This window comes from Caulobacter sp. BP25, assembly GCF_002737755.1.
Taxonomy (GTDB): domain Bacteria; phylum Pseudomonadota; class Alphaproteobacteria; order Caulobacterales; family Caulobacteraceae; genus Caulobacter.
In genome coordinates this window covers 211,724-231,001 of the sequence record NZ_PEGH01000019.1, presented here as the reverse complement: position 1 = coordinate 231,001, position 19,278 = coordinate 211,724, and the positions used below count along the sequence as shown (strand labels likewise).

Below are 19,278 nucleotides of genomic sequence, written 5' to 3'. Positions count from 1 at the left end.
CCATGGGGGAGGGCGGCGGAGCGTGAAAGGCTTACCTTACGGCAGACGGCTCAGGCGGCGGCGGTTCGCAAGGCCTCGAGGCGCTCCAGAGCCGCCGCGTCGGCGACAGCCCGCGCCACGCCTGCCACGCTCACGGGCTTGCGCAGCGTGATGTCGGCCCCAGCGTCGAGGCTCTCGCGGGCCTCGTCGCCGTCGCCGTCGATCATCGCGATGATCGGCGCGCGCCGGTTGGGGCCGTCGGTTTCCCGCAGGGCCCTGATGGCCGCAGGGCCATCCATAACCGGCATGCGACCGTCCAGCATGAGAAGGTCGAACTCGGCGATCCCGGCCAGGTCCACAGCGCGACGGCCGTTCTGGGCATGGACGACCTGATGGCCCAGTTGCTCCAGGATGGCGCGCAGCATGGCCGCGTTCAGGGCGTCGTCCTCGGCGATCAGCACGCGCATCGCCCGTGGGGCGCCTAGGGGATCGGCGGCCATAGCGACTTCGTGGCCTCCGCGTTCGGCCAGCGGATCAAACGGCAGACGCAGCGTGAAGCAACTGCCGACGCCCATCGCGCTGCTGGCTTCCAGCGCGCCGCCCATTAGCCGCGAAAGCTGACGCGACAGCGAAAGGCCAAGGCCCGCGCCGTTGACGCCCGCGCCGGTGCGCTCCACCCGCCGGAAGGGCTCGAAGGCCTGCTCCAGCTCGTCGGACGACAGACCAGGACCAGTGTCGGCGACCTCAACCGCCACATGGTCATCGCGTAGCTCAAGCCGGACCTCGATGCGGCCCCGCACCGTATACTTGACCGCATTGCTGAGCAGGTTGGACATGATCTGGCGCGTGCGCAGGGGATCGGCGACCGTCGCCCCGCGATCGCGCCCCAGCAGCACCGGGTCGATGTGGATCGAAAGCTCAAGCCCCTTGGCGCCGGCGTGCGGCTTTTCCAGCAGCACGAGATCCTGAATCAGCCGGACGGGATCGAAGGCTTGCCGTTCGACGCTGAGGCGGCCGGATTCGGCCGTCTCGGAATCAAGCGTCGCGTTCAGCACGGCGATCAGATCCTGGGCGGCGTCCAGCGCTGCGTTTAGCTGCTCGCGCGATGGCGCAGCGCGTCCGCCACGGCCAGCGGCGGCGGCGAGCACGTGGGTCACGCCGGTCAGGCCGTTGCGGATCTCGTGACTGAGCGTGGCGACGATGTCGGACTTGGAGCGAGCGGTCCGCTCGGCGGTCTCCAGGACGCGCAAGCGCTCGTCGACCAGCTGCTCGTGGGCGACCGCCAGGTGGTGTTGTCGGCGCAGGGTTCGATTGTGGATCATGGCCAGAGCCAGGGCCAGAGCGGTTGCGCCCCAGGTCAGCTCAAGACCCGTATGCGGCGCGGGTCCGATGAACTGCGCGACCAGCGGGCCAGCGGCGGCCAGTGGCGCGACGATCAACAGGGCCGGCAGGTACGGCGCGGAGAAGAAGGCGCACAGCACGGCTCCGGCTGTCGCCAGCATGAGCAGCGTCTCGCGCGCGGGACCGGCGCCGACTGCGAAAGCCGAGATCTGAGCGACAGCAAGCGCCCACAGCACGCCGCAGGCCACATGGATTCGCGCCCGACGGCCCAGATCCCGCGACCCGTCGTCGCGCAGCGCGTTAACGGCCAGATAGAAAGCGCCCCAGTTGATCGCGAAAATCGCGAAGCTGGCCGTCATCCAGATGCTGTTCTCGGCGAAGGAGGCCACCCAGACGAACAGCGGCAGGCTGATGGCGAAAACCCCAAGGGCGTAAGGCAGCAGGGCGGCCTGGGCGTCCAGAGCCTTGGCCAGCTGCGCGCTTCCGACGGGGTCTTCGTTCTGGCGGCGCTCGGCGAGCAAGGACAGGCTCCTGATGATGGGCTGGGTACCTTAGGAGCGCGTCCTTTGCTCAGCGTTACGGCACGTCGTTAATCCCTGGCGTTCGGGCGCAAACAATCGTTAAGCCTAACGGATGATGATCGTGACTCGCGAAGGCTCCGTGGAAGGGCTTTCGCTGACACGCACGACAGGTTTCGACACACACCTCCGGTCCGGACGGGCGATCCATGGCCACGACGCGCGCAGCACTGACCGAAGCCGACATCCGGATGCTGGTGAAGGGTGCGACGGCCGACGAGCGTGCGCTGGCTGCTCACAAGCTGTGCCGCAACATCGACCGCGCCGAGCTTGGCGAAGAGGATCGCCAGGTCGCCCATGACATCCTGCGAGTGATGGCCGCAGACGCGGCCGAGCTGGTGCGCCGGGCCATGGCCGTGACGCTTAAAAGCTCCAAGGTCCTGCCTCACGATGTGGTCATGCGTCTGGCGCGGGATATCGAGTCGGTCAGCCTGCCGATCATCAGCTTTTCGCCCATCTTCTCCGACGCCGACCTTGCCGAGATCATCCGCGTCGGCGGACCCGCGCGCCAGCTGGCCGTGGCCAAGCGCCCGAAGCTGTCCAGCCGGATCACGGCTCAGTTGATCGACGAGGCGGGGGAGGAGGCGGTCGCCGCGGTCTGCGCTAACGACAACGCCCGCTTCTCCGAGGTCTCGCTGAAGAAGGCGATTTCCCGCTTCGCCAAGTCCGAACAGGTGCTGCAGTCTGTAGCCTACCGCGCCACCCTTCCCCTGGCCGTGGCCGAGCGCCTGATCGACCTGGTCGGCGACCAGTTGCGCGATCACATCCTGACTCATCACGCCTTGTCGGCCGAGCTGACGCTGGAGCTGATTGTCGACGCCAAGGAGCGGGCGACGATTGATCTGGTCGACCAGGCTGGCCGGACCGCCGACCCCAAGGCCTTCGTCGCGCATCTGCACAGCGTTGGCCGGCTCTCGCCCTCGCTGCTGCTGCGCGCCCTGGCGCACGGCCATATGACCTTCTTCGAATGGGGCGTAGCGGAGCTGGCCAGCATTCCCCACCATCGAGCCTGGCTGATGATCCATGACGCCGGGCCGCTGGGCCTGAAGGCTGTCTGCGAGCGCGCCAGCCTGCCGCCACGCCTGTATGCGGCGTTCAAGGCTGGCGTGGACGCGTTCCACAGCCTGGAGCTCGACGGCGGAGACCATGATCGGGAGCGGTTCCAGGAGCACATGATGCAGCGCTTCCTGACGTCGCCGCATGCGGCTTCGCGCGACGACACAGACTATCTGCTGGAGCGCATGGAGCGTAGCGCCGAAAAGCGGCGATCTGCCTCAGCCTGATTTGAACGATCGTTCGAATCTGGGCTGGTGATGGCGCTGGTGCGGCGCCAGACTGTCGCTATGTCCGAGTCATTTCAGGGCGCCATACGCCCGGCCGCGACCATACTACTGCTTCGAGACGCGCCTGATTTCGAGGTCCTGATGGTCAAGCGGCACCATCAGATAGACTTCGCCGCCGGCGCCTTGGTGTTTCCCGGCGGCAAAAGCCATCAGGGCGACGGCGATCCACGATGGCGCGAGCACGCTCTGGGTTTTGACACGGTGGAGGCCGATGACGCGGCCTTGCGTATCGCGGCCCTGCGCGAGGCTTACGAGGAGGCCGGCGTCCTGCTGGCGCGCGATCGCGACGGCGCGTTCTACGCGGGCGAGGCCGCCAAGGACACCCGGGCGGCGGTGGCTGAGGACAAGGTCCCGTTCCTTGAGGTGGTGGCGGATCTTGGCCTAAGCCTCGATCTGTCGGCCCTGACCGTATTCGCCCGCTGGATTACGCCGAGGCTGATGCCCAAGCGGTTCGACACCTGGTTCTATGTCGCCCACGCGCCGCTGGCCCAGCAGGCGATCTGCGACGGCCATGAGGCGGTTGACGCCGAATGGATCGCGCCGCGCCGAGCTCTTGAGCTGGCGGCGATTGGCGCGCGCAAAGTGATCTTCCCCACGCGTATGAACCTGCAGCTTTTGGCCGAAAGCACCGATCCGGCCGACGCTGTCCGCCGGGCCTCGGCGCGGGAGCTGATCACGGTCGAGCCCTGGGTGGACGGAGAGGTCCTCCGTATCCCGCCCGAGGCGGGATACGGCGCGGTGACCGAGCCGCTGGCCGCGCTGTAACAGCTAGCCCGCGACGGCCGGGCTGGCTGCGTTCACCCAGCCCACGATCTCGCCCAGCACCTGAGCGACGGCCTTGTCATAGGCTGGGACAATGGCCGAGACGCGGTTGTCCGCCGCCTTCACGCGGGCCTCGAAAACCTTGTCGCCGACGAGCGTGCGGTCGGTGTTGCGGTTCAGAACGCCCCGCACGCTCACCACCACTTCCGGCGCGGCCTTGGGGCCGTTGACGTAGTCGGTCTCGAAGGTCCGCACCTCCAGGCGCAGGGCGAGATCGGCCTTGGCCACCTCTCCGCGACCGATCAGGCGGGCCCGTCCAGGATCGTTCTCAAACGCGCGGGCGACCGCCTCCTCGAACAGGACGGAGGCCGACGAGACCCAGCGGGCGTCGGCGATATAGGCCACCTGACCCTGGCTGCTGGTCAGGATGCGGTCGCCGGCGGCGGCGCGGGTGAAGGTCGAGGGCGTCTTGAGCACGCTGAACATGGCGCCGGGCGGGCCCTTGGGCGCGCTGACCTGCGCCTCGCCGAAGCGATAGAGGCCTGCCGGTTTGGTCTTCGGGAAGACGCTAATGCAGGCCGAGAGGCCCATGGCGAGCGCCGCGACCGCCGTGAGGCGAGCGATGTTGCGGATCGGGCTCATGGTTTGACCTCCAATTCCTTGGCGGGCGCCTTGCTAAGCGCGCCGCGAGGGTTCTGTTCGACCTCGCCGACCAGCCGATCCAGAGACTCGGCGGCTGATTGCAGGGTGACGATAGCTGCCGACAGCTGGGGCAGGCCGGTGGTCGCGAAGTCGCTGGTCGGGCCTTCCAGCTTGCCCACCATGCCGCGCGCGTCCTTGGCGGCAGCCTTGAGCTCGGCGGCGGCGTCGCCCAACTCCTTCAGCGTGCGCTTGGCGTCGCCATTGACCAAACCGTCGGCGCTGTTGGCCAGTTCCGTGATCGACTGCGCCGTCTGGTCGATGCTCTGCAAGGCCTTCTGGGCGTCGGCGATCACTTCCTTGCGTTCGCGCAACTCGGCGGTAACCGCCTGGACGTCGCCGAGCGTGGCCGTGAAGGTCTTGATATTCTTGTCGGAGAGCACGCGGTTGACGCGGTCCAGCGCCTCGATCGTGCGGGTCAGGACGGTGCCGCCGCCCTCCAGCAGGTCGGATAGGGCGCTGCGCTGGCTGCGCAGAACCGGCACGCTGCCACCTTTGACGGTGTCCTTCAGCAGTTCCGCGTTGGGCGAGCCGGCGGTGATCTGGATGTAGTTCACGCCCGTGATGCCTTGCGGCTCCAGCGTGGCGTAGCTGTCGACCTTGATCGGCACGTCCGAGGTGACGCTGATCCGAGCGATCACGCGGTTGGGATCGCTCTTGTCCAGCTCGATCCGCGTGACCTCGCCGACCTTGATGCCGTTGAAGTGCGCTTCACCGCCTTGCGACAGTCCGCGGACGGGACCGACGAACAGGACGTCGTAGAGGTCGTAGTCGCGATTGAAGCTGATCTTGGCCAGCCAGACGGCGAAGACGATCAGCCCTATGAAAAGGGCCAGCGTGATCGCGCCCACCACCGCGTAGTTGGCGTTTCTTTCCATCAGTCGATCCTCGCCTCGGCCAGGGACTCGGCGGACGCGGCGGCGCGTCCTCGCGGGCCCAGGAAGTACTTTTTGATCCAGGGATGATCCGAACGCTCCAGTTCGTGAACCGGCGCCACGGCGACCACCTTCTTGTCGGCCAGCACCGCCACGCGGTCGGTGATGGCGTAGAGGCTGTCCAGATCGTGGGTGATCATGAACACCGTCAGCTCCAGGCTGGCGGAGAGGTCCTTGATCAGGTCGTCGAACGCCGCGGCGCTGATCGGATCGAGGCCGGCGGTGGGCTCGTCCAGAAACAGCAGCTCCGGATCCATGGCCAACGCACGGGCCAGGCCGGCGCGCTTGCGCATGCCGCCCGACAGCTCGGCCGGCTTCAGCAGCGCCGCGTGGGCGGGCAGGCCGACCATGGCGATCTTCAGGTCGGCGATCTCGTCGATCTCGCGGCGGGGCAGGCGGGTGTGCTCGTGCAGCGGCGCGGCGACGTTCTCGCGCACCGTCAGGTTCGAGAACAGGGCGCCCTGCTGGAAGAGCACGCCCCAGCGGCGTTCGATCGAGGACCAGCGGCGGCGCGAGGCCGTGCGCATATCCCCGCCAAACAGACGCACATGGCCGCCGTCGGGCGCCTTCAGGCCAATGATGGTGTTCAGCAGCACCGACTTGCCGGTGCCCGAGCCGCCGACCACCCCCAGGACTTCGCCCCGCTCGACCTTCAGGTCCAGGCCGTCATGGACGACATGGTCGCCGAAGCGGGACACCAGGCCGCGCACTTCGATCGGAAAGGTCTCGCTGTCAGCGGTCTCGACGGGGGCGGGCATCGGGGCAGGACGGGTCATATGTCCAGCTCCATGTAGATCAGGGCGAACACCGCATCGATCAGGATGATCGCGAAAATGGCGTGGACGACCGCGGCGGTGACACGGCGGCCCAGCGCCTCGACGTCCTGGCCGACCTCCATGCCCTGACGGCAGCCGATTGCGGCGATGACGGCGGCCATGACGGGCGCCTTGGACATGCCGATCCAGAAGTGGGTGGCCCCCACATAGTCGACGATCCGCTGGAGGAAGAAGTTGGGCGACAAATCCAGCACGACCCACACGACAAGCATGCCGCCGGCCAGGCCCGCGATCGTCGCCACAAAGGTCAGGATCGGGATCGTCAGCAGAAGGGCGGCGAACCTCGGCAGCACCAGCGCCTCGTAGGGATCGACGCCCATGACCTGCATGGCGTCAATCTCCTGGTTCATCTTCATCGAGCCGATCTCGGCCGCGAAGCTGGACGCCGAGCGGCCCGCCAGCAGGATCGCGGTGATCAGGATGTTGAATTCGCGCATCACCGAAATGCCGATCAGCTCGACCGAATAGACCTGCGCGCCGAAGTCGGTGAGCATGTTGGCGCCCAGCAGGGCCACCACCGCGCCGATGAAGAAGGTCGTGGTCGCCACGATCGGCAAGGCGTCCAGACCCGCGCGCTCGCATAGGGCGACGATCGGCGCCCAACGAATTCGTCGAGGATTGACGATGCTGCGGCCGACCGCTGTGAGCAGATGGCCCAGGAAGGCCAGGGTGCTGTAGGCGTCGGAGAACAGGCCGAAGACGCCGCGCCCGATCCGCTCCAGAAGGGCCCTGAAGCCGCCTGGGCGCACGGTCGGCTCGGACTGAACCTGAATGGCGGCGGACACCAGCTCCAACAGGCGCAGGACGCCGTGGCGGGCCTTGACGTCCTCGGGCTTCAAGCGGTCGTCCGCAGCGCGCAGGATGGCGTAGGCGCCGGCGGTGTCGCAGCGGTTGACGCCTGTGAGGTCGAAGGCGGGACTTTCCACGCCGTCCAGGGCCTTGGCCAGGCGCAAGCCGGCGTCCAACAGCCCACGGGCGGTCCAGTCTCCCGACAGCACCGCCGTCGCGCGGCCATCCTGTTCGGCCAAGGTAAAGTCCGCAGGAAGCGCCATGAGGTCCTTGAGGGTGTGCTCTCGTTTATATCCAAGCCCCGCCATGGACCTGACAAGTGCAAAACGCGTCAAGGCGCAGCTTGTTTCGATATGACGTGACGTTGAGGCGGCGGCGTGGCGAAAAGTGAATGAAGTTCCGGTTCTGGATTTAACGTCGGTTAAGACATTGGGGGGCACCAACGAACTCAATCCAAGATGTAACTAGAGTTCGGAGTAGCGGCATGGGCGCGGACGCGAAGCTGGACCAGCGAATGGCCTTCATGCGGTTTGACGAGCGCGCGCGTTCGGCCCTGCGCGCCGTTCAGCCGGTCATCGACGACGAGATCGAAAACGCGCTGGGACAGTTCTACGAGCAGATCCGCGCCTTTCCTGAGACGGCAAGTCGCCGGCGCCCAGCGCGCCCAGGCGGCGCATTGGCGCCGCATCGCCCAGGCCGAGTACGGTGACAGCTATGTGCGCGACGTGGAGCGGATCGGTCGCGCCCACGTGCATGCCGAGCTTGAGCCGCGCTGGTACATCGGCGGCTACGCCGTGGTCGCCGAGGAGCTGATCCGCGCGGTGATCGCCAAGCGCGCCAAGGGATTGTTCAACGCCGGCAAGTCCGACCAGCAGCTGGCGGACGGACTTGCGGCCATGGTCAAGGCCATCTTCCTGGACATGGACCTGGCCATCTCCAGCTATCTTGCCTTTATGGAGGAACAGCGCCGGGCGCTGGAGGCTGAGCGCGAGTCGGGCCAGCGGCGTCAGGCCGGGGCGGTCAAGGCTCTGGGCGTGGCGCTGGCCCGGTTGGCGGAGGGGGATCTTTCGACTCGAGTCGAGGGTCAGCTCTCGCCAGAGTTCCAGAGCCTGAAGATTGACTTCGAGAAGGCGGTGGGCGCGCTGGACGCGGCTATGCACGCGGTCGAGCGCTCGGCGGTCGGCATCCTCGCCGGCGCCGAGCAAATCGCGCGCGACGCCGAGGATCTTTCCGAGCGCACCGAACGGCAGGCGGCCACCCTGGAGCAAACCGCCGCCGCGGTCGAGGAACTGACCACCGCTGTTGGCAAGACGGCTCAGAGCGCCCGTGAGGTCTCGTCCCGTGTCGATGAGGCCAGCGCCGAGGCCAAACGCTCCGGCGATGTGGTCGGCCGCGCCGCCCAGGCGATGACCAAGATCGAGGCCCAGTCGCAGCAGGTGAACCAGATCCTGGGCGTGATCGACGAAATCGCCTTCCAGACTAACCTCCTGGCTCTGAACGCGGGGGTCGAGGCGGCCCGGGCGGGTGACGCGGGTAAGGGCTTCGCCGTCGTGGCGCAGGAGGTGCGGGCGCTGGCCCAGCGCTCGGCCGAAGCGGCCAAGGAGATCAAGTCGCTGATCACCGAGTCCAGCCGTCAAGTGGGCGAGGGTGTCGAACTGGTGGGGCAGACGGGCGAGGCGTTGCGCGGGATCGTCGAGAAGGTCGGCGGCATCGGGGCGATGGTGACCGCGATCGCGGCCTCCGCCAGCGATCAGGCTGGGGCCCTCGGTCAGGTCAATTCGGCCGTAAATCAGCTGGATCAGGTCACCCAGCACAACGCCGCCATGGTGGCTCAGTCCACCCAGTCGACCCACGCCCTGCGCGTCGAGGCGTCCGACCTGTCAGAGCACGTGGCCGCTTTTCGCCTGGGCGCGGAGCCGGCGCGGACGCTTGGCGTGGCTGGCGGCGGCGAGCCGTCGGACGACAACGCGGTCCATGTGGCGCACGCGCGTATCGCCGCCTACGCTCGCCCAGGGCGCTAGCGCGGCGGCGGCGCTGTCGAGGCCCGGTGGATCAGCTCGAAGGGCAGGAGAATATCCTCTGGCCTTTCCGCGGGTTCGTTCGTCCTGGCCTGAGCGATCAGCAGCTTGGCCGCGACCGAGGACATCTCCGCCACCGGCTGGCGCACGGTGGTCAGCTGCGGGCGGCTGAAGCGGGCGCTGGAGCTGTCGTCGAAGCCTGCCACCGAAATGTCGCCGGGCGTCATCAGTCCGGCCTCGGCGATGGAGGCGACGCAGCCCAGGGCCATGTCGTCGTTGCTGGCGAAGATCGCCGTCGGCCGGTCCGGCAGGGCTAGCAGCGCCTTGGCCTCGGCCACGCCCGACTGGAACGTGAAGTCGCCCTGGCGCACCAGTCCCTCAGAGACTGGCAGGCCGTGCGCCTTCATCGCCAACAGATAGCCCTCGCGCCGCGCTTGGCTGGCGCCGTAGCGCGGCTCTCCAACGATGAAGCCGATCCGCCGGTGGCCCAGGCCGATCAGGTGCTCGGTCATCTCGCGGGCGGCGGCGACGTCGTCCATGTGGACGCGGGGGCCAAGACCCTCGGCCCGCTCGGGGCCGAGGCGCACATAGGGCGTGCCGGCCTTGTCGAGCAGTTCCAGGACCACGGGGTTGTCCGAGGACGGCGGCGTCAGGATCACGCCATCCGGCTTCAGGGCGGCCAGCAGGGCCGCGACCTCCTGACGGACTTGCGGACCTTCGTGGTCGATCAGTTCGATCAGCAGGTGGTAGCCGGCCTCGCGGCATTCCAGCGTGGCCCCCAGCTGGATGCGGCTCAGATAGTCCGCGCCGCGCTCGCTGCGCCAGTGGTCAATGGTCAAGGCCGCGTCGACGAAGACGGCGATCACGAAAGAGCGTGATCCCGCCAGGCTGCGCGCCGACAGGTTTGGGCTGTAGCCGAGTTCGCCCGCCGCCTGCAGGACACGGTCGCGCATGGCGGGCCGAACATTCGGCTCCTTGTTCATCACCCGCGAGACGGTCTTGATCGAGACGCCCGCCCGCGCGGCGACGTCGTAGATCGTCACCGAAGCCATAGTTCGCCTCGCCCCCTCGAGAGACTCACGCCAGAGCGCGCAGCCTAGAGCCTGCGCGGCCCAGATGGAAACCTCTGGACGACAGTATAGCGCCCCTTGTGCGGCAAGGGCCGGGCGGCCACTGTGCGAAAAGACGCGGCGTAGACCGCGCGGACCTGCTCGGGTCCGGTTCAAGAATGAGGGCGGGCGACGCCGATCGCTCGCTCCGGGGGAGTTGATATGCGGCCAGAGGATCGGGCGCGGCCCCAGGAGCCGGTGCGCGCGAGTTTTATCGCGACCTATACGCTGGCGCAGATCGGCGCGTTCGTCTCGTTCCAGCCGCTGCTTCAAGTGCTGTTGCCATTGAAGGCCGAGGCGATTGATCCAGCGGGCAAGGCCGTGGTGCTCAGCCAGGTCGCCTTCTATGGCGCGATCGTCGCCAGTGTCGCGAATCTGCTGGCCGGCGCGATCAGTGACCGCACCACTTCGCGTTTCGGGCGCCGGCGACCTTGGATCGTGGTCGGCGCGATCGGCGCCTCCCTGGCTTATCTGGCGATCATGCGCGCCACGACGCCGCTGGCCCTGATCGGCGGCATGATCCTGTTCCAGCTGACCTTCAATCTCTGCTTTTCGGCCCTGGTGGCGGTGATGCCCGATCGCGTGCCCGATGGGCAGAAGGGCCTGGTGGCCGCGTTTCAAAGCTTGGGGAATCCCCTAGGCACCGCCGCCGGCGCGGTGCTGATCGGCGGAATACTCGTCGTCGAGGGGCAGCGCTATGCGGCGATCTCGGCGGCGCTGCTGATCGGGCTTCTGCCGCTGGTGGTCAGCCTGCGCGATCCGCCCTTGCCCAAGAGCAGCGTGCCGCCGTTTCGTCTCGCCTCTTTCCTGTCGGGGCTGTGGGTGAATCCCCGAAAACACCCTGACTTCGCTTTCGCTTGGGCCGGACGGTTCATGGTGCTGGTCGCGCTGTGCCTGACCCAGAACTACATGCTCTATTTCCTGCAGGACGTGCTGGCCTATCCGCGCCTGTTCCCCGGCCATAGGGCTGAAGAAGGATTGGCGATCCTGACGACGGTCTCGACGGCTTCGAACGTGGCGTTCGCCCTGCTGGGCGGGGTGCTGTCGGATCGACTACGGCGGCGCAAGCTGTTTGCTTTCGGCGCGGCGTTGATGATCGCCGCGACAATGATCGTCTTCTCGCTCTCGCCCAGCTGGCCGCTGTTGCTGGTGACCTATGTGGTGTTGGGCTGCGGCGCTGGGTGTTTCTACGCCGTGGACATCGCCCTGGTGACCCAGGTTCTGCCTTCGCAGCGCAACGCGGGCAAAGACTTGGGGGTCATCAATCTGGCCAACACCTTGCCGCAGGCCTTGGCTCCCGCCCTGGCCGTATGGGCGCTTGGGCCCACCCAGATGAACTACCAGACCTTCTTCCTCACGGCGGCGGCGTTGGCCCTGGCTGGCGGTCTGGCGATCCTGCCGATACGAGGGGTGCGCTAATCCTTCGCTAGAGGCCGCCTTGCCGCAGTTCCGCGTCGTCACCGATCCCGACGATCCCGCCGTCGCTCCGTTCCGGTCTATCAAGGAGCGCGACCTGGTCGGGCGAGATGGCCTGTTCATCGCCGAGGGCGAGACGGTTCTGCGGGCCTTCGTCCGGGATGCGCCCCAGCGGGTCGTCTCGCTGCTGATCGACCCCAAGCGGCGAGACAAGCTGGAGGACGTCTTCGCCGGCTTGCCGGAGGATGTCCCGGTCCATCTCGCCGACCAGGCCGTGCTGGACGCCATAGCCGGCTTCCACCTGCATCGCGGCGTGCTGGCGGTGGGGCGCAAGCCCGAGCCTGTCGCGGCCGCCGATCTATTGACGGGCCTGCCCGCGCGGGCGGTGGTTCTGGTGCTTTGCGGGATCGCCAATCACGACAATATCGGCGGCATCTATCGCAACGCCGCCGCCTTCGGGGCGGACGCGGTCATCCTGGACGCCGACTGCTGCGATCCGCTGTATCGCAAAGCGATCCGGGTCTCGGTGGGCGCGGCTCTGTCAGTCCCGACCGCGCGGCTGGGCCGAGATGAGGACATCGCTGACCTGCTGGCGCGCACGGGCTTCGAGGCCCTGGCGCTCAGTCCGTCTGCGTCCGAAATCCTGGCACAGCTCAAGCCCGCGCCCCGCACCGCCGTCTTGCTGGGCGCGGAGGGACCTGGTCTGTCGCCCGAGCTTATGGCGCGCGCCCGGACTGTCGGGATACCGATGGCCAACGGTTTTGACTCGCTGAATGTCGCCACGACCAGCGGGATCGTGCTGCACCACCTGCGGTTCGCGTCGATCTAGCGATCGCGGAAACCGGTTTCCAAATCGGCGAAAGCCGCTTTAGGGTCCCGTCCACAACATCCCGTCAGAAGGCTTTTCGATCCCATGCTAAACCGTCGCGGCGCCCTTGCGGCCTTTGTCACCGGCGTCCTGGGATCCCTAGCGACGCAAAGGGCGGAGGCGGCTGTGCAACCCTCCAAGGCGGCGCTGGCCGATCCCACCGAGATCATCACCCTCTGGCCGAACGGCGCGCCGGGCGGGGAGGGCGTCACGGTCGAGGAGCAAATCGTCGATCGCACCACGCCCGGCGGCCCGCGCGACCGCGCCCAGGTCCACACTCGCAAGCCGACGCTCGCTGTGTTCCGGCCCAAGACGCCGAACGGCGCGGCGGTGATGCTGATCCCCGGCGGCGGCTACGAGCGCGTCGTGCTGGACAAGGAAGGCTACGAGACCGCTCGCCGGCTAAACGAGAGCGGCTACACCTGCTTTGTCCTGTTCTACCGGATGCCGGGCGATGGCTGGACGGCGGGCGGCGACGCGCCGCTGCAGGACGCCCAGCGCGCGATCCGCCTGATCCGTTCGAAGGCCTCGGCCATGGGCTTCTCGCCCGATCGGGTCGCGATCATGGGCTTCTCGGCTGGCGGTCACCTGGCGGCTAACCTGACGGTCCGGTTCGACGCGCCGACCTACGATCCGATCGACGCGGTCGATCAAATGCCGGCCAAGCCGAGCTTGTCGGCCCTGGTCTATCCCGTCATCAGCCTGGACCCTTCGATCGCCCATGCTGGGTCGCGCAAGCAGTTGCTGACGCGCGACGCCTCGCCCGAGCGCGCGTTGGCGCTTTCGCCCGAGAAGCAGGTGCGCGAAGGCCTTTCGCCGGTGTTCTTGCTGCATGCGGCTGACGACAAGACCGTGCCGGTCGAGAACGCCCTGGTCATGTTCTCGGCGCTGAAGGCCAAGGCGGTCCCGACCGAGTTGCATGTCTTCGAGGAGGGCGGCCACGGCTTTGGCCTGCGGTTCACGCCCGACAAGCCGGTCGCGGCCTGGCCCAGCCTGTTCGAGGCCTTCGCCAAGCGGCACGGGATTTAAGGCGTCAGCAGGCTTCCCGTTTGCGGGCGTTCCAGGCGGCGATCTCGGCGTCGCGGAACTTGATCCACTCGGCGCGCAGCACCGCCGGGCGCTTGCCGTGCCGCTCGTCCAGGAACGCGGCGCCGACCACGCGGTCGGTGCGGAAGGTGCGGAACGCCTCGCGCAGTTCGCACCAGGCGATGATCATCCGGATGGTCTCGCGATAGCCGACCGTGACGGGCCAGATGACCCGGTTGCTGACCGCGCCGGCCTCGTCGCTGTAGTCGAGGCGGATCTTGCGACCCGCGTGAATCCAGGCGCGGACCTGAGCGACGTCGATGCGGTCAGTCTGCGGCTTCCAGGCCGGTGCGGCGCCGGTCGCCGGCTCCAGCACATAGGGGCGAAGGCGGTCCGGCACGGCCGAGGCGATCTTGCTGATCAGGTCCTTGGCCGCCTTGGCCAGCACCGGGTCGCCGCGTCCGGCCACCCACTGCGCGCCCAGCACCGCAGCCTCGATCTCGTCGGGCGTCAGCATCAGGGGCGGCATGTCGAAGCCGGCTTCGAGCACATAGCCCACGCCGGCCTCGCCGCGGATCGGCGCCCGCTGGCCAACCAGGGCGGCGATGTCGCGATAGACGCTGCGCTTGGAGGTCTCCAGCTCGGCGGCGATGGCGTCGGCGGTCACCGGCGCGCGGCTGCGGCGCAGGATCTGGATGATCTGGAAAAGGCGTTCGGCGCGTCTCATGGCTCACATATCGGCGATCGCTACTGACAGCATGCTGGCAGTAGGGTGGCGGTAGCAAGCTCCATCACGACATTCGGGATCGGAGAGGGACCATGATCACGCTGTTCGCCGCCGGAGCCGGGTTTGGGCTGCCCGAGATCAGCCCGTATGTGACCAAGACCGAGGTCCAGCTGATGATGGCCGCTCTTGACTATCGCAAGACGGTCGGCAGCCGCGAGACCGCCCCCAAAGGCCAGCTGCCCTGGATCGAAGACGCCGCCCAGGCCATCGGCGACTCCACCTTCATCCGCGCTCACATCGAGCAGAAGTACGATATTGATCTCGACATCGGCCTGTCTGGCAAGGAGCGGGCCCAGGCCTGGGCCATCGAACGGATGATCGAGAACCAGCTGGGCTGGGTTTCCAGCTATTTCCGCTTCTTAGAGCCGGCCAACTTCGCCAAGGGCCCGGCGCGATGGTTCGACCAGGCGCCGGAACCTTTGCGCGAGGCGCTTCGCAAGGGTCTGCTGGAAGCGGTGACGGCCAATGTGCGGGCCGTCGGCGTTGGTCGTCACCTGCGCGAGGAGGTCGCCTGGTTGGGCAGCCTCTCGTTGCGTTCGCTGGACGAGTTGCTTGAGGACAAGACCTATCTGATGCGGGACACGCATCCGGTCGGCGTGGACGCCGCGGGCTTCGCGATGCTGGCGGCGATCATGACGCCGTTCTTCGACTCGCCCTTACGGCGCGAGGCGGAAAGCTATCCGCGCCTTGTGGCCTATGTCGGCCGCATGATGAGCCAGTTCTACCCCGCCCACCCCTGGGGACTGCGTCAGGCGGCTTAAAGGACCGGGGAAATCTCCGGCCGAAGTCTAGGTGAACCCTCTTCATGTTGCGATCAGTGGTTGCAACTTGCCTCGATCTGACGTTGTTGACGGCCAATGACCTCGCTTTGGCGCGATCATTGGCCGCACACACCTAGGTCTTGCCCCTATCGGGGGGCGTGTGCTGTTTTGCGGCCTTCAAAATAGGGGGTTAGGGATGTCTGAGACTTTGGCGCCGGTGGGCGTTGAGACGGTGCTGGAAGCGATCTCGGCGGAGATGTCGATCGCGGCGGTGGCGTGCGGACATCTGGACGTGGCGCTTGGCAAGATACTTGAGGTCGTTCCAGCAGAGCACCGCTTGGCGGTCATGCACGAACTGCACATGGTCGACATGCTGGCTCAGCACATCACCGCCATCACCGATTTCACCGGCCGCGTCCTTCACGAGAGCCATCACACCGGTCGTCTCGAGGTCAACGACGCTCTGAACGCCATCACCCTGGGCGACGTCGCCGCCCGCCTGCGCGTGTCTTTGCAGGACAAGGCTGACTGAGGCCTCAAGGCCTAATGCGCTGGCCTGACGGCGTTCGCGGACACCGCGTGCGCCGACGGGCGCCCAGCCTCCACGTCGGCCAGATTGCCCAGCGTTGTTTCGGCGATCGCCGTGAGAGCTTCTTCGGTCAGGAACGCCTGGTGTCCGGTCACCAGCACGTTCGGGAACGTCAACAGGCGCTGGAAGAGGTCGTCCTGGATGATCTCGTTCGACAGGTCTTCGAAGAACAGGTCCGCTTCCTGCTCATAGACGTCCAGCGCCACGCCGCCGACCTGGCGTGACTTCAGCCCCGCGATCAGGGCGGTGGTGTCGATCAGTGCGCCTCGGCTGGTGTTGACGATCAGAAACCCGGGCTTGGCGGCCGCGATTGCGGTGTCGTCGATCAGGTGGCGGGTCTCCGGCGTCAGCGGGCAGTGCAGCGAAATAATCTCGGACTCGCGCAGCAGCGTCTTGACCGGGACATAGCGGACGCCAGCGGCGACCAGGGCGGGGTCTTGCACGACGTCGCTCGCCAGCACATCGCAGCCAAAGCCCAGTCGCAGCATCCGCGCCACCAGCGCCCCGATGCGGCCCGTGCCGACCACCCCGGCGGTGCGTCCGGCGAGGTTCCGGCCGATCAGACCATCGAGCGCGAAGTTGTTTTCGCGCACCCGGGCGTAGGCGCGCGGGATGTTGCGGTCCAGCGCCAGCAGCAGGCCCAGGGTGAACTCGGCCACCGCCTCGGGCGAATAGGCCGGCACCCGGACAACCGTGACGCCCAGCCGCTCGGCCGCCGCCAGGTCGACATTGTTGAAGCCGGCGCACCGCAGGGCCACGGTCCGCGTGCCGCCGGTCGCCAAGGCCTCCAGCGTCGCGGCGTCGAGCCGGTCGTTGACGAACACGCAAACCGCCGGATAGCCGACCGCCAGCGGCGCGGAGGAGGCGTCCAGGCGGGCCTCGTAGTAGTCGATGCGATGACCGAATGTGGCGTTTGCGGCGTCGAAGAAACGCCGGTCGTAGGCCTTGGCCGAGAACATCGCCACGCGCATGGTGGGCTCCTTCCGTGATCGTCGCAGCGGTAGCAGATCGTGGCGGGAGCGCGCAGCGCGGGCGGCTACGGAGGTGCGATCACCAGGGGATGGGAGCCCCATCGTAGTCGAAGAAATCGCCGCTGTCGGCGGGTTCGAGCTGGTGGATGACCTTCAGCAGGCGCGCGGCCGCGGTCTGCGGCGGCTCGACCGAACGGCTGGCCCGCGCGAACGGCGCGCTAAGCGGCGTATCCACGGTTCCAGGATGCAGGACGGCGCAGATGGCCAACGGGCGTTCGCGCGCCAGCTCGATGGCCTGACACCGGATCAGCATGTTCAGGGCCGCCTTGCTGGCGCGATAGGCGTGCCAGCCGCCCAGCCGGTTGTCTCCAATGCTGCCCACGCGGGCCGAGAGCGCGGCGATCACGCTGCGTTCGTCTCGGGGCAGTAGCGGCGCCAGGTGTTTGCAGATTAGCGCTGGCAGCACCGCGTTGACCTCGAACAGTCGCGAGAGACTGGCGGCCGTCACCGTCTTCATCGCCTTCTCGGGCATCAGGCCAGGCTCATGCAGAAGGCCGGTCGCGATCAGGATCAGGCCGGGCGAGCCCAGTGCCGACAGCGCGCTCGCCAGATCCGCCAGGGCGTCCTCGTCTAGCAGGTTGGCGACCAGGAACGGCAGGCGAGGGTCTTCTGGCCAATCGTCCGGTCGTCGTCGGCCGACGCCGACCACCTTGGTCCAGCCGGGCTCGCTTCGCAGTTCCTTCACGAAGGCGCGGCCCAGGCCGCCGCCCGCGCCAATCACGACTGCCAGTCGTGGGGCGCGCGTGTCGTCCAAGGCCATCTCAGCCGCCCACCACGGCCGCGCCGATCACCAGGCCGATACAAGCCATGGCCGTAAGCGGCAGCCGCAGCTGTCGATACCATTCTGGGAGAGCGCTGGAGGTGACGTCCCAGACGCCCTGGGCGGCCAGGGCGGCGGCCATGCCCAGAAGGGCGTCGGCAGCCAGGCGTGGTTCGGTCTGTCCCATGACGCCGATCGCGGCGAGGACCCAGCCGACCAGCGGCGGCGCCATGGCCAGGATCAGCGTGTCCGCGCGACAATCGTCGCTGAACACCGCCTGCGCCGCCCGCACGCCGCCCAGGAAGGACAGGATGGCCGCGCCATAGATGATCTGAAGGCTGCTCCAGGCTAGGATAGGCTCGAACCAGTCGATCCGCAGAACCGGCGGCGCCAGGAAGGGGATCAAGCCCAGCGCCCCGAGCGCTGTCATCAATTGAGCCTGGGACCGCTCTTGGCCGACTCCTTCCACGCGCGACATGATTTCCCGCTCCTCTGATCGAGCGCCCGCCAAGGGCTCAGAGAAGGGATACGGACGGTTCACGCGATCGGATGACGCCGCGCCGTGGGGCTGAAGCCTGTGCGTCGATCCTTTTTCAAACCGTACAGGACGGTTGCGCTATATTCGACGATGACGCCTTCTGGGCTGAAGTGTACGGCTTGGTCTAGAAAAGAGTTTGTGAGGCCGCTGGCCATGCGGGTTAAGAGCGAAGAGAAGCGGCGCGCGATCCTGGAAGCCGCCAAGAGCGTGTTCCTGGAGCGCGGCTATGTCGCGACCAGCATGGCGGAGGTTTCCGCGCGCGTGGGCGGATCCAAGCAGACGCTCTACAGCTACTTCGCCTCCAAGGAGGAGCTGTTTGTCGCGATGATGCTTGAGAAAGGCGCCGCGCAGGTCGAGCCCATGTTCGAGGCCTTCCATGGCGGCGAGAATCTTGCCGAGGCGGTGCGGCGGTTCGCGCAGACCTTCGTGCGGTTCATCAGCAGCGATGAAGTCATAGCGTTCCGGCGGATCGTCTATGCCGAGGGCGCGAAGTCTGACCTGGGACGCCTGTTCTACGAGAACGGACCCAAGCGCGGATGGGCTCGGATGGCCGAGGACTTCGAGCGGGCGATGGACGAGGGGCGCATGCGCCGCGTCGACCCTTGGACGGCCGTCAACCAGTTGCACGCTCTGTGCGAGGCCGGCCCGATTCAACGCTTGCTGGAAGGGTCGGCGAAAAGCGTTGACGAGGAAAGCCTGTCGATCGCGGCCGAGGCCGCCGCCGACACCTTCATCCGAGCCTACGCCAAGGTCGCCGACTGAACGTCAGCGTGGCTCACGTCCGGCGAACTTTATGGAAAGCGATTTGGAAGAAACAATGGTCGATGCGACAGGGATTGAACCTGTGACCCCCTCGGTGTGAACGATCGTAAATCTAGCTGAAATCCAGATGGAATAAGGCGTTGCGGTTGGGTTCTTGCCGTCTCGCTCGGTCCATTTCGGTTCGTTTCTGGCAAGTAACTGGCAAGCAACTGGCAAGCAGCTTGCCGACCAGCGGTCCGTCGCCGTTGAGCTACGAGCCTGAGGCTTGACGCATCCGGGCTGCATTGACGGTCATGCTAGCGGCTAATGACCCATCGCTGAGCTTCGGAAGCTCCGCTTTTAAGCGATGGC

The 19,278-nt window shown here is 67.1% G+C and carries 19 protein-coding genes and 1 pseudogene; 10 read left to right on the top strand and 10 right to left on the bottom strand.

The genetic code is table 11. The features are described 5' to 3' along the window. Positions 1–50: 50 nt before the first annotated feature. Entirely contained in the window at positions 51–1,841 is a 1,791-nt protein-coding gene (locus CSW59_RS18735) for an ATP-binding protein (RefSeq protein ID WP_099445485.1), read from the bottom strand. Positions 1,842–2,047: 206 nt separating this feature from the next. Here CSW59_RS18735 and spbR point away from each other — a divergent pair, with 206 nt between their 5' ends. Further along, positions 2,048–3,181: a pole-localized protein SpbR gene (gene spbR / locus CSW59_RS18730; RefSeq protein WP_099445484.1), complete on the top strand. Its 1,134-nt coding sequence runs from the start codon at positions 2,048–2,050 to the stop codon at positions 3,179–3,181. Positions 3,182–3,241: 60 nt separating this feature from the next. Further along, positions 3,242–4,006, top strand: a complete 765-nt coding sequence (locus tag CSW59_RS18725; protein WP_099445533.1) for an NUDIX domain-containing protein — start codon at positions 3,242–3,244, stop codon at positions 4,004–4,006. Between the two features lie 3 nt (positions 4,007–4,009). Here CSW59_RS18725 and CSW59_RS18720 read toward each other — a convergent pair whose 3' ends face one another. From CSW59_RS18720 to CSW59_RS18705, 4 genes are read right to left on the bottom strand one after another with little or no spacing between them, the layout of a single operon-like run. Continuing rightward, positions 4,010–4,645 (bottom strand): ABC-type transport auxiliary lipoprotein family protein, encoded by a 636-nt coding sequence (locus CSW59_RS18720; protein WP_099445483.1) that lies wholly within the window; start codon positions 4,643–4,645, stop codon positions 4,010–4,012. Continuing rightward, on the bottom strand, positions 4,642–5,580 hold the full coding sequence (locus CSW59_RS18715) for an MlaD family protein (RefSeq protein WP_099445482.1): 939 nt from the start codon (positions 5,578–5,580) through the stop codon (positions 4,642–4,644). Before CSW59_RS18715 ends, CSW59_RS18720 begins: the two co-directional genes overlap by 4 nt. Further along, entirely contained in the window at positions 5,580–6,413 is an 834-nt protein-coding gene (locus CSW59_RS18710; RefSeq protein ID WP_099445481.1) for an ABC transporter ATP-binding protein, read from the bottom strand. The genes CSW59_RS18715 and CSW59_RS18710 overlap by 1 nt, the downstream gene beginning before the upstream one ends. Continuing rightward, positions 6,410–7,525, bottom strand: a complete 1,116-nt coding sequence (locus CSW59_RS18705; protein WP_099445480.1) for an ABC transporter permease — start codon at positions 7,523–7,525, stop codon at positions 6,410–6,412. The genes CSW59_RS18710 and CSW59_RS18705 overlap by 4 nt, the downstream gene beginning before the upstream one ends. 221 nt (positions 7,526–7,746) lie before the next feature. Here CSW59_RS18705 and CSW59_RS21540 point away from each other — a divergent pair. Further along, positions 7,747–8,152 (top strand): annotated as a pseudogene (locus tag CSW59_RS21540) (protoglobin domain-containing protein); the annotation flags it as partial. 6 nt (positions 8,153–8,158) lie between these two features. Next, entirely contained in the window at positions 8,159–9,283 is a 1,125-nt protein-coding gene (locus CSW59_RS21535; protein WP_369825795.1) for a methyl-accepting chemotaxis protein, read from the top strand. Here CSW59_RS21535 and CSW59_RS18695 read toward each other — a convergent pair. After that, on the bottom strand, positions 9,280–10,332 hold the full coding sequence (locus tag CSW59_RS18695; protein WP_099445479.1) for a LacI family DNA-binding transcriptional regulator: 1,053 nt from the start codon (positions 10,330–10,332) through the stop codon (positions 9,280–9,282). The two genes, CSW59_RS21535 and CSW59_RS18695, sit on opposite strands and share 4 nt — an antisense overlap. 219 nt (positions 10,333–10,551) lie before the next feature. Here CSW59_RS18695 and CSW59_RS18690 point away from each other — a divergent pair, with 219 nt between their 5' ends. From CSW59_RS18690 to CSW59_RS18680, 3 genes are all read left to right on the top strand, one after another. Next, positions 10,552–11,808, top strand: coding sequence for an MFS transporter (locus CSW59_RS18690; protein WP_099445478.1), 1,257 nt, complete (start codon positions 10,552–10,554; stop codon positions 11,806–11,808). A gap of 19 nt (positions 11,809–11,827) precedes the next feature. Next, positions 11,828–12,634, top strand: a complete 807-nt coding sequence (locus CSW59_RS18685; RefSeq protein WP_099445477.1) for an RNA methyltransferase — start codon at positions 11,828–11,830, stop codon at positions 12,632–12,634. A gap of 84 nt (positions 12,635–12,718) precedes the next feature. Beyond that, a complete protein-coding gene (locus CSW59_RS18680) occupies positions 12,719–13,702 on the top strand; it encodes an alpha/beta hydrolase (protein ID WP_099445476.1) in 984 nt (327 codons plus the stop codon). Between the two features lie 4 nt (positions 13,703–13,706). Here CSW59_RS18680 and CSW59_RS18675 read toward each other — a convergent pair whose 3' ends face one another. Continuing rightward, on the bottom strand, positions 13,707–14,426 hold the full coding sequence (locus tag CSW59_RS18675) for a YafY family protein (protein WP_099445475.1): 720 nt from the start codon (positions 14,424–14,426) through the stop codon (positions 13,707–13,709). A 92-nt stretch (positions 14,427–14,518) separates the two neighbouring features. Here CSW59_RS18675 and CSW59_RS18670 point away from each other — a divergent pair, with 92 nt between their 5' ends. Both CSW59_RS18670 and CSW59_RS18665 read left to right on the top strand, forming a co-directional pair. Beyond that, entirely contained in the window at positions 14,519–15,247 is a 729-nt protein-coding gene (locus tag CSW59_RS18670; RefSeq protein ID WP_099445474.1) for a glutathione S-transferase family protein, read from the top strand. A 196-nt stretch (positions 15,248–15,443) separates the two neighbouring features. Further along, the gene (locus CSW59_RS18665) at positions 15,444–15,779 is read left to right on the top strand and encodes a hypothetical protein (protein WP_099445473.1); all 336 of its coding nucleotides are present in this window, start codon (positions 15,444–15,446) and stop codon (positions 15,777–15,779) included. Between the two features lie 11 nt (positions 15,780–15,790). Here the strand turns inward: CSW59_RS18665 and CSW59_RS18660 are convergent, their stop codons facing one another. The 3 genes from CSW59_RS18660 to CSW59_RS18650 form a co-directional block, all read right to left on the bottom strand. Further along, positions 15,791–16,807, bottom strand: coding sequence for a 2-hydroxyacid dehydrogenase (locus CSW59_RS18660; RefSeq protein ID WP_099445472.1), 1,017 nt, complete (start codon positions 16,805–16,807; stop codon positions 15,791–15,793). A gap of 79 nt (positions 16,808–16,886) precedes the next feature. Beyond that, complete coding sequence (locus CSW59_RS18655) at positions 16,887–17,627, bottom strand: SDR family oxidoreductase (protein WP_099445471.1); 741 nt, start codon at positions 17,625–17,627, stop codon at positions 16,887–16,889. Between the two features lies 1 nt (position 17,628). Continuing rightward, positions 17,629–18,105, bottom strand: a complete 477-nt coding sequence (locus tag CSW59_RS18650) for a DUF3429 domain-containing protein (protein WP_099445470.1) — start codon at positions 18,103–18,105, stop codon at positions 17,629–17,631. Positions 18,106–18,318: 213 nt separating this feature from the next. Here CSW59_RS18650 and CSW59_RS18645 point away from each other — a divergent pair, with 213 nt between their 5' ends. Then, positions 18,319–18,927: a TetR/AcrR family transcriptional regulator gene (locus CSW59_RS18645; RefSeq protein WP_099445469.1), complete on the top strand. Its 609-nt coding sequence runs from the start codon at positions 18,319–18,321 to the stop codon at positions 18,925–18,927. Positions 18,928–19,278 lie beyond the last annotated feature (351 nt).

Coding starts and splice junctions, on each gene's coding strand:
- spbR (WP_099445484.1), top strand. CDS start 2,048: ATGGCCACGACGCGCGCAGCACTGACCGAAGCCGACATCCGGATGCTG.
- CSW59_RS18725 (WP_099445533.1), top strand. CDS start 3,242: ATGTCCGAGTCATTTCAGGGCGCCATACGCCCGGCCGCGACCATACTA.
- CSW59_RS18720 (WP_099445483.1), bottom strand. CDS start 4,645: ATGAGCCCGATCCGCAACATCGCTCGCCTCACGGCGGTCGCGGCGCTC.
- CSW59_RS18715 (WP_099445482.1), bottom strand. CDS start 5,580: ATGGAAAGAAACGCCAACTACGCGGTGGTGGGCGCGATCACGCTGGCC.
- CSW59_RS18710 (WP_099445481.1), bottom strand. CDS start 6,413: ATGACCCGTCCTGCCCCGATGCCCGCCCCCGTCGAGACCGCTGACAGC.
- CSW59_RS18705 (WP_099445480.1), bottom strand. CDS start 7,525: ATGGCGCTTCCTGCGGACTTTACCTTGGCCGAACAGGATGGCCGCGCG.
- CSW59_RS21535 (WP_369825795.1), top strand. CDS start 8,159: ATGGTCAAGGCCATCTTCCTGGACATGGACCTGGCCATCTCCAGCTAT.
- CSW59_RS18695 (WP_099445479.1), bottom strand. CDS start 10,332: ATGGCTTCGGTGACGATCTACGACGTCGCCGCGCGGGCGGGCGTCTCG.
- CSW59_RS18690 (WP_099445478.1), top strand. CDS start 10,552: ATGCGGCCAGAGGATCGGGCGCGGCCCCAGGAGCCGGTGCGCGCGAGT.
- CSW59_RS18680 (WP_099445476.1), top strand. CDS start 12,719: ATGCTAAACCGTCGCGGCGCCCTTGCGGCCTTTGTCACCGGCGTCCTG.
- CSW59_RS18675 (WP_099445475.1), bottom strand. CDS start 14,426: ATGAGACGCGCCGAACGCCTTTTCCAGATCATCCAGATCCTGCGCCGC.
- CSW59_RS18670 (WP_099445474.1), top strand. CDS start 14,519: ATGATCACGCTGTTCGCCGCCGGAGCCGGGTTTGGGCTGCCCGAGATC.
- CSW59_RS18665 (WP_099445473.1), top strand. CDS start 15,444: ATGTCTGAGACTTTGGCGCCGGTGGGCGTTGAGACGGTGCTGGAAGCG.
- CSW59_RS18660 (WP_099445472.1), bottom strand. CDS start 16,807: ATGCGCGTGGCGATGTTCTCGGCCAAGGCCTACGACCGGCGTTTCTTC.
- CSW59_RS18655 (WP_099445471.1), bottom strand. CDS start 17,627: ATGGCCTTGGACGACACGCGCGCCCCACGACTGGCAGTCGTGATTGGC.
- CSW59_RS18650 (WP_099445470.1), bottom strand. CDS start 18,105: ATGTCGCGCGTGGAAGGAGTCGGCCAAGAGCGGTCCCAGGCTCAATTG.
- CSW59_RS18645 (WP_099445469.1), top strand. CDS start 18,319: ATGCGGGTTAAGAGCGAAGAGAAGCGGCGCGCGATCCTGGAAGCCGCC.